Consider the following 5968-nt stretch of genomic DNA (forward strand, 5'->3'; position numbering starts at 1 on the left):
AACACCCTAGGGTTCGTCGGCAGCGTCAGATGTATATAAGAGACAGCCCAACAAGCGCGCCGCCGCCACACGCGCTCCCCCGAAGGAAACCCGGGACACCAAGGCGTCCACCGAACTGGAGCGGGAGTGGGCCCAGACGCGGAACCTCTTCCTCCAGCTCAAGCGGGACCACGGCTGCGACATCATGCAGATGGCGTGCAGCCGCTTCGATGACTTGTCCTACGACGTGAGCGAGAACGCGGGTGCCAGCGACCCGGCCCTGCTCAAGCGGGTGAAGGACATGTACGAAATGCTGCGGCTGGCGAAGCGGGGCCAGGAGTAGGCCCCGCCCGCGGTGCCCCGCCTAGCGCCGGAGGCCCGCGTCCAGGCGGTCCGTGCCCCCCGCGTCGGGTGCCCCGTGGTTCATGCCGGAGTGCGGGGCCTTCGTGTGGGTGCCCGCGTCCAGGCCCGCGCCGCCGGTGCCCTCCGGTCCCCGGTAGCTGTCCGCCAGGCCCGTGCCCAACTGCTGCGTGGCGCCCCCGAGCTGACGCCCGGAGCCGCCCGTGCCCGCGGCGTCGCTGTCGTAGGGCCTGCCGCCCTGGCCCGGGTCCGCGGCGTTGCGGATGCGGTTGTTCACCGTCGTGGAGGCCCGGTCCTCGGTCCCCCGGTGCTGCGACTGCACCGGGTCCTGGAACCCGCTCTGCTCCCGTGGGGGCTGCTCGCTGTTGCAGCCCCAGAGTCCCAGTGCCCCGCCCACGAGCAACACCACCGCACCACGCCCGAAGCCCTTCATCGTCATGTCCCCCTCTGGCGCGGGGAGTCCCGCGCCCTTCCCGTCCCGGAAGTTAGGACCGGAGCCTGGGACGGGCACCCGCGCCGACGGATGCCTGCCCGGTCGGCCGCCGGGCTTTGAGGGGGCGGGCGTTGACAGGGATGCGCTCCAGGCGGGAAACACTGTGCGCGCGGGTCGCTGCCGCTGCGCCTCTCCCCCCGCCCCGAGGCCGCATGGTTCGTTACGCCCTCGCCATCTTCACCAGCGCGTTCCTCCTCTTCGGCATCCAGCCGCTGGCGGGCCGCTACGCCCTGCCGTGGTACGGCGGCACGCCGTCGGTGTGGACCGCGTGCATGCTGTTCTTCCAGGCCGCGCTGCTCGCGGGGTACGCCTATGCGCACGCGGTGGCCTCGCGGCTGCGCCCGCGCACGCAGGCCCTGCTGCACCTGGGCCTGCTGACGGTGGCGCTGGTGGCGCTCGCGGCGCGGGCCGTCTGGACGGGCTCGCCGCTGACGCCCGGGGAAGGGTGGCGCCCCGTCAACGACCACTTCCCCGTGCTCCGGTTGATGGGGATGCTGGCCGTCACCCTGGGCCTGCCCTTCTTCGTGCTGAGCACCACCGGCCCCCTGCTCCAGTCGTGGTTCGCCCGCGCGCGGCCGGGGCGCTCGCCGTACGTGCTGTATGCGCTCTCCAACGTGGGCTCGCTGCTGTCGCTGCTGGGCTACCCCTTCCTGGTGGAGCCCTTCGTGGGCCGCAGCGCGCAGGCATGGGGGTGGGCCGCGGGCTTCGGCCTCTTCGTCGTCTTCGCCGTCGCCTGCGCCGGGGACCTGATTCGCCGCACGGCGACGGGGGAGGCCGGGCCGCTCGTGCAGCCTGCCTCCGAGCCCGTGGGGGACGCGACGCCCGATGCGCCGCGCCCGGGCGTGAAGCGCACGCTGCTGTGGCTGGGGCTGAGCATGTGCGCGTCGGTGCTGCTGCTGGCCACGACGAACAAGCTGTCCCAGGACGTGGCGGCGGGGCCCTTCCTGTGGGTGATGCCGCTGGCCGTGTACCTGCTCACCTTCATCCTGGCCTTCTCGCGCGAGTCCTTCTACGCGCGCGGCCCGTACTCGGTGGCCCTCATCGCCACGCTGGCCCTGGTGTCCTACGCGCAGAAGGAGGGCCCCTCCCTGCACCTGGGCTGGCAGGTGCTCTTCCACGCCTCCGCGCTCTTCACCGGCGCCATGGTGTGCCACGGCGAGCTGTTCCGCGCCCGCCCGGCCCCGCGCTACCTGAGCGCCTTCTACCTGTGGGTGTCCGTTGGCGGGGTGCTGGGCGGCGTGTTCGTCAGCCTGGTGGCGCCCGCCATCTTCAACGTCTACTGGGAGCACCCGCTGGCGCTGGGCGCCTGCTGCGTCGTGGCGCTGGCGGGCATGATGCAGCGGCCCCCCGGGGAGAAGCTGACGGCCCGCGTGCAGCGCATCCTGCGCGGGGCGATGCTGGTGATGGTGGCGGTGAACCTGATGCTCCTCGTCTCCGGCGCCCAGGGCCGCGTGCGCTTCTCCGAGCGCAACTTCTTCGGCGTGGTGCAGGTGCTGGAGCAGATTCCCGACGACCCGCACGAGCACCAGTTCACCCTGCGCCACGGCGCCATCACCCACGGCTGGCAGTACGTCGACCCGGTGCGCCGCCGCGCCACGACGTCCTACTACTCGCGCGACAGCGGCCTGGGTCTGGCGCTCGCGGAGCAGCGCCGGTGGCGCGGGGCGCTGGGGCTGCCCACCTCGCTTCGCGTGGGCATGCTGGGGCTGGGCGTGGGTGGCAGCGCCGCGCTGCTGGAGGCCGGGGACTCGGCGCGCTTCTATGAAATCAACCCCGTCATCATCGCGCTCGCGCGGGGGCAGGGCGGCTACTTCAGCTACCTGGGGGACTCGCCCGCGAAGATGGAGGTGGTGGAGGGCGACGCGCGCATCTCCCTGGAGCAGGAGCTGGAGCACGGGCCGACGACGCCGTTCGACGTGCTGGCGCTGGACGTCTTCAGCTCGGACGCCATCCCCATGCACCTGGTGACGCGCGAAGCGCTGGAACTCTACCGCAAGCACCTGGCGCCGCATGGCGTGCTGGCGCTGCACATCAGCAACCAGTACCTGGATCTGGTCCCCATCAGCCTGACGCACGCGAAGGCGCTGGGCCTGTTCGCCACGCTCGTCGTCACCGAGACGAAGGGCGACACGCTGTCCAGCAGCTGGGTCCTGCTGAGCCCGGACAAGGAGTTCTCCTGGGGCCCCACCTTCAAGACGACCGCCGCGCGCGTGCGCCGGCTGTCCCTGCGCGGGGAGCCGGACTACGTCTGGACGGACGAGCGCAGCAGCGTGCTCCAGGCCGTGCGCCGCGCCCGGACCCTGGACGACCTGGGCATCGACAAGAACGACGACGCCCCTCCGGCGCAGCCGGTGGCCCGCCCCGAATCCCCATAGGCGCGAGCCTTCAGCGGCCCGGCGAGGTGGAGGACGCCGCGCCGGGCAGCGCGGACAGGCGCACGTCCAGCGCGGCCAGCACGCCCAGCACCGCGCACGGCAACGCCAGCGTCACGGCCCCGTGGCGCAGGAAGAGGAACGGGCCCAGCGTGGAGCCCGCGAGGAACGCCAGCGCCAGGCCCACGTGCAGCCGCGTGCGTTCGAACTGCACGGCGGAGGGCAGGTCGCGCAGGCGGTGCCACAGGCCCGGCGCGCCCTCGCCCCGGAGGCCGTCGCGCACCCACGCCATCATCTGCACCAGCTGGATGCCGATGTCCGTGAGCAGCCCCGTCACGTGCGTGGTGCGCACCACCGCGCCGGACAGCCGGGTGACGAGCGCGTTCTGCAACCCCATGGCGAAGGCCAGCGCCCAGAGGAACACCGGCGCGCGCACGCCCACGCTGCCCGCCATCCCCACGCCGATGCCGCCCAGCACCACCGCTTCCAAGAGCAGCGCGGACACGTGCCGGCCCCGCTTGCGGTGCCGCGAGGCATCCAGCAGCACCGCCGCGCACGTGGCCCCGGCGACGAACGACGCCATCAGCTGCGCGGACAGCCAGCCCGAGTCCCGGTGTCCCAGGGCCAGCGACTCGCCCAGCGTCGCCATGTGCCCGGACATGTGGGAGCTGTGCGCGCCCAGCGCCACGAACCCCACGGCGTTGACCGCCCCGGCCACGGCGGCCAGCAGCAGGGCGAGGCGTGAATAGGCGCGGCGTGTCTCGGGCGAGGACTGGGCACTGAACATGGCGGGCGGGCACTCCCTGGGAAGAAGGGGGCCACGCGCCCGTGGACGCTAGACCCGCCGCCCGGCCCTGTCACGGACCCCTGGGGACGGCGGGTTTTCCTTACGGTGGTCCGCTAGCCCGGCGGCCAGTGGAGGGGGCGGCCCGCGAGCAGGTGCAGGTGGATGTGGAACACCGTCTGCCCCGCGTCGCGCTGGGTGTTCATGACCAGCCGGTAGCCCTGGTCCGCGTGGCCGCGCTCGCGCGCCAGCTTCGCCGCGCCGATGTAGAGGCTGCCCACCAGCTCGCGGTCCTCGGGGGTGAGGTCGTTCACCGTGGCGATGTGCTTGCGCGGGATGAACAGGACGTGCGTGGGGGCCTGGGGGTTGATGTCCTCGAAGGCCAGGCAGTGCTCGTCCTGGTAGACGACCTTCGCCGGGATGGCGCCTTCGCGAATCTTGCAGAAGAGGCAGGTGGCTTCGGACATGGCCGTGGCTTAGCAACGCGCCGGGTGGGGCGGAAAGGGCCTTGCCGCCCAATCGTTCCGCTCAGGGCAACCGCCACGAATAGCCGGGGTCCGGCACGCAGGCCGCCACGGGCAGCTTCACCAGCGCCAGCGGACCGTCCCGGGCCACCGTCACGCCCGCGCCCTCGTGGCCCGGCAGGGTGATGACGTGGCTGAACAGGCCCGAACCCCGGTGCGGGCCGTTGTGGGGGTACAGCGGCGCGTTCCGGTGGAAGTAGCTGTAGCCCCCCGTCCACGCCTGGTGGACCGTCTCCACCTTCAGGCCGCACACGTCGTCCTGCCGGCCCGCGGCCTCCAGCAGCCGGTTGACCGCGCCCTGGTCGTCCCACGCGCTGTCCTTGGGGCGCACGCGCTCGTACTGGCCCAGGTCACCAAAGGTGAGTCCCCCCGCGCCCGCGCCGGACAACAGCGCCGCCGCCACCACCGCCACCGTGGCCGTGGCCCGCGCGGGGAAGCCCCGAAGCACGCGCAGCACCGAGTCCAGCCCCACGCCCGCCAGCGCCGCCAGCAGGGGCAGCGCCGGCACCAGGAAGCGCAGCTCCTTGTGCGGCTGGTACGCGTGCAGGAGCACGAACGCCGCCGTCAGCGCGGACAGCCCCAGCGCCCGGGGCAGCGCCACCAGCGCCAGCGCTCCCACCAGCACGGACAGCCCCGGCATGGCCCGGCGCAGGATGCGCGGGTAGTAGTCGAAGGCCTCCGTGCCGAACGAGGCGGCCTTGCCCTGCACCAGGTTGAAGTCCAGGTAGACGATGGCGGAGTGGAACCACCGCCCCCAGGTGAGCTTGTCCAGGAGGCCGAAGGCCAGCGCCCACCCGGACAGCACCGCCAACGCCACGCCCGCCTCGCGCCACCTGCGCCGCGCCAGGAGCACGCCCAGCAGGCCCACGCAGAAGACGCCATTCTGCAGCCGCAGCAGCACCGCCAGCCCCAGCAGGGACGCCCCCGTCACCAGGGCTTGCCGTGACGCCCCCGGGGCCAGCGCCAGGGCCAGTCCCAGCACCACGGGCAGCACGGAGGCGTTCTCGCTCATCGCCCGGGGGGCGAAGTACAGGGGCACCGACGCCAGGGCGAACAGGGCCGCCCCGCCGGAGGCCGCCAGGGTGGAGGCGCCGGACGCGCGCGACAGGCGCCACGTGGCCCACGCCGTCGCGGTGCCCACCAGCGCGAAGAAGCCCTTCACCAGGACCAGGTAGCCGGAGGGGTCGGTGAGACCGACCAGCCGGCCAAGCCCCAGCAGCCCCGCCACCAGGGCGGGCAGGGCCCAGTTCCGGGCGCCCTCGATGAACTCCCAGGCGACCAGCCCGTAGCCGTAGACGAGCCGGTGGGCGGGCTCCAGGCTCTGGTAGACCTCGTCCGGCCAGTAGATGCCGTCGTCGTGGAGCGCCCAGTACAGCCGGAAGGCCGCGCCCGCCGCCAGGGCCAGCGCCAGGAGCACCCCGCCCAGGCGGCGCTCGGCCGGGGCTTCGACCGTGGC

General features: G+C 73.1%; 6 protein-coding genes. 2 read left to right on the plus strand and 4 right to left on the minus strand.

Annotated elements, in window-relative coordinates; all coding sequences use genetic code 11:
• Window positions 1–184 precede the first annotated feature (184 nt).
• Window positions 185–322 carry a hypothetical protein gene (locus tag D7Y13_RS46065; RefSeq protein ID WP_158626187.1) on the plus strand — a complete coding sequence of 46 codons (138 nt, stop codon included), beginning with the start codon at window positions 185–187 and terminating at the stop codon, window positions 320–322.
• A 21-nt stretch (window positions 323–343) separates the two neighbouring features.
• On the opposite strand, the gene D7Y13_RS37180 is transcribed toward D7Y13_RS46065, so the two are convergent.
• Window positions 344–778 (minus strand): hypothetical protein, encoded by a 435-nt coding sequence (locus tag D7Y13_RS37180; protein ID WP_120585972.1) that lies wholly within the window; start codon window positions 776–778, stop codon window positions 344–346.
• A 206-nt stretch (window positions 779–984) separates the two neighbouring features.
• On the opposite strand from D7Y13_RS37180, the gene D7Y13_RS37185 reads away from it, so the two are divergent.
• Window positions 985–3207, plus strand: coding sequence for a spermidine synthase (locus D7Y13_RS37185; RefSeq protein ID WP_120585973.1), 2223 nt, complete (start codon window positions 985–987; stop codon window positions 3205–3207).
• A 10-nt stretch (window positions 3208–3217) separates the two neighbouring features.
• On the opposite strand, the gene D7Y13_RS37190 is transcribed toward D7Y13_RS37185, so the two are convergent.
• From D7Y13_RS37190 to D7Y13_RS37200, 3 genes are all read right to left on the minus strand, one after another.
• The gene (locus D7Y13_RS37190) at window positions 3218–3991 is read right to left on the minus strand and encodes a YoaK family protein (protein ID WP_120585974.1); all 774 of its coding nucleotides are present in this window, start codon (window positions 3989–3991) and stop codon (window positions 3218–3220) included.
• Between the two features lie 113 nt (window positions 3992–4104).
• Complete coding sequence (locus D7Y13_RS37195; RefSeq protein WP_120537958.1) at window positions 4105–4455, minus strand: histidine triad nucleotide-binding protein; 351 nt, start codon at window positions 4453–4455, stop codon at window positions 4105–4107.
• A 61-nt stretch (window positions 4456–4516) separates the two neighbouring features.
• A partial coding sequence (locus D7Y13_RS37200) for a glycosyltransferase family protein (protein ID WP_120630960.1) occupies window positions 4517–5968 on the minus strand: 1452 nt, incomplete at its 5' end.

The organism is Corallococcus praedator, from assembly GCF_003612125.1.
Lineage (GTDB): Bacteria > Myxococcota > Myxococcia > Myxococcales > Myxococcaceae > Corallococcus > Corallococcus praedator.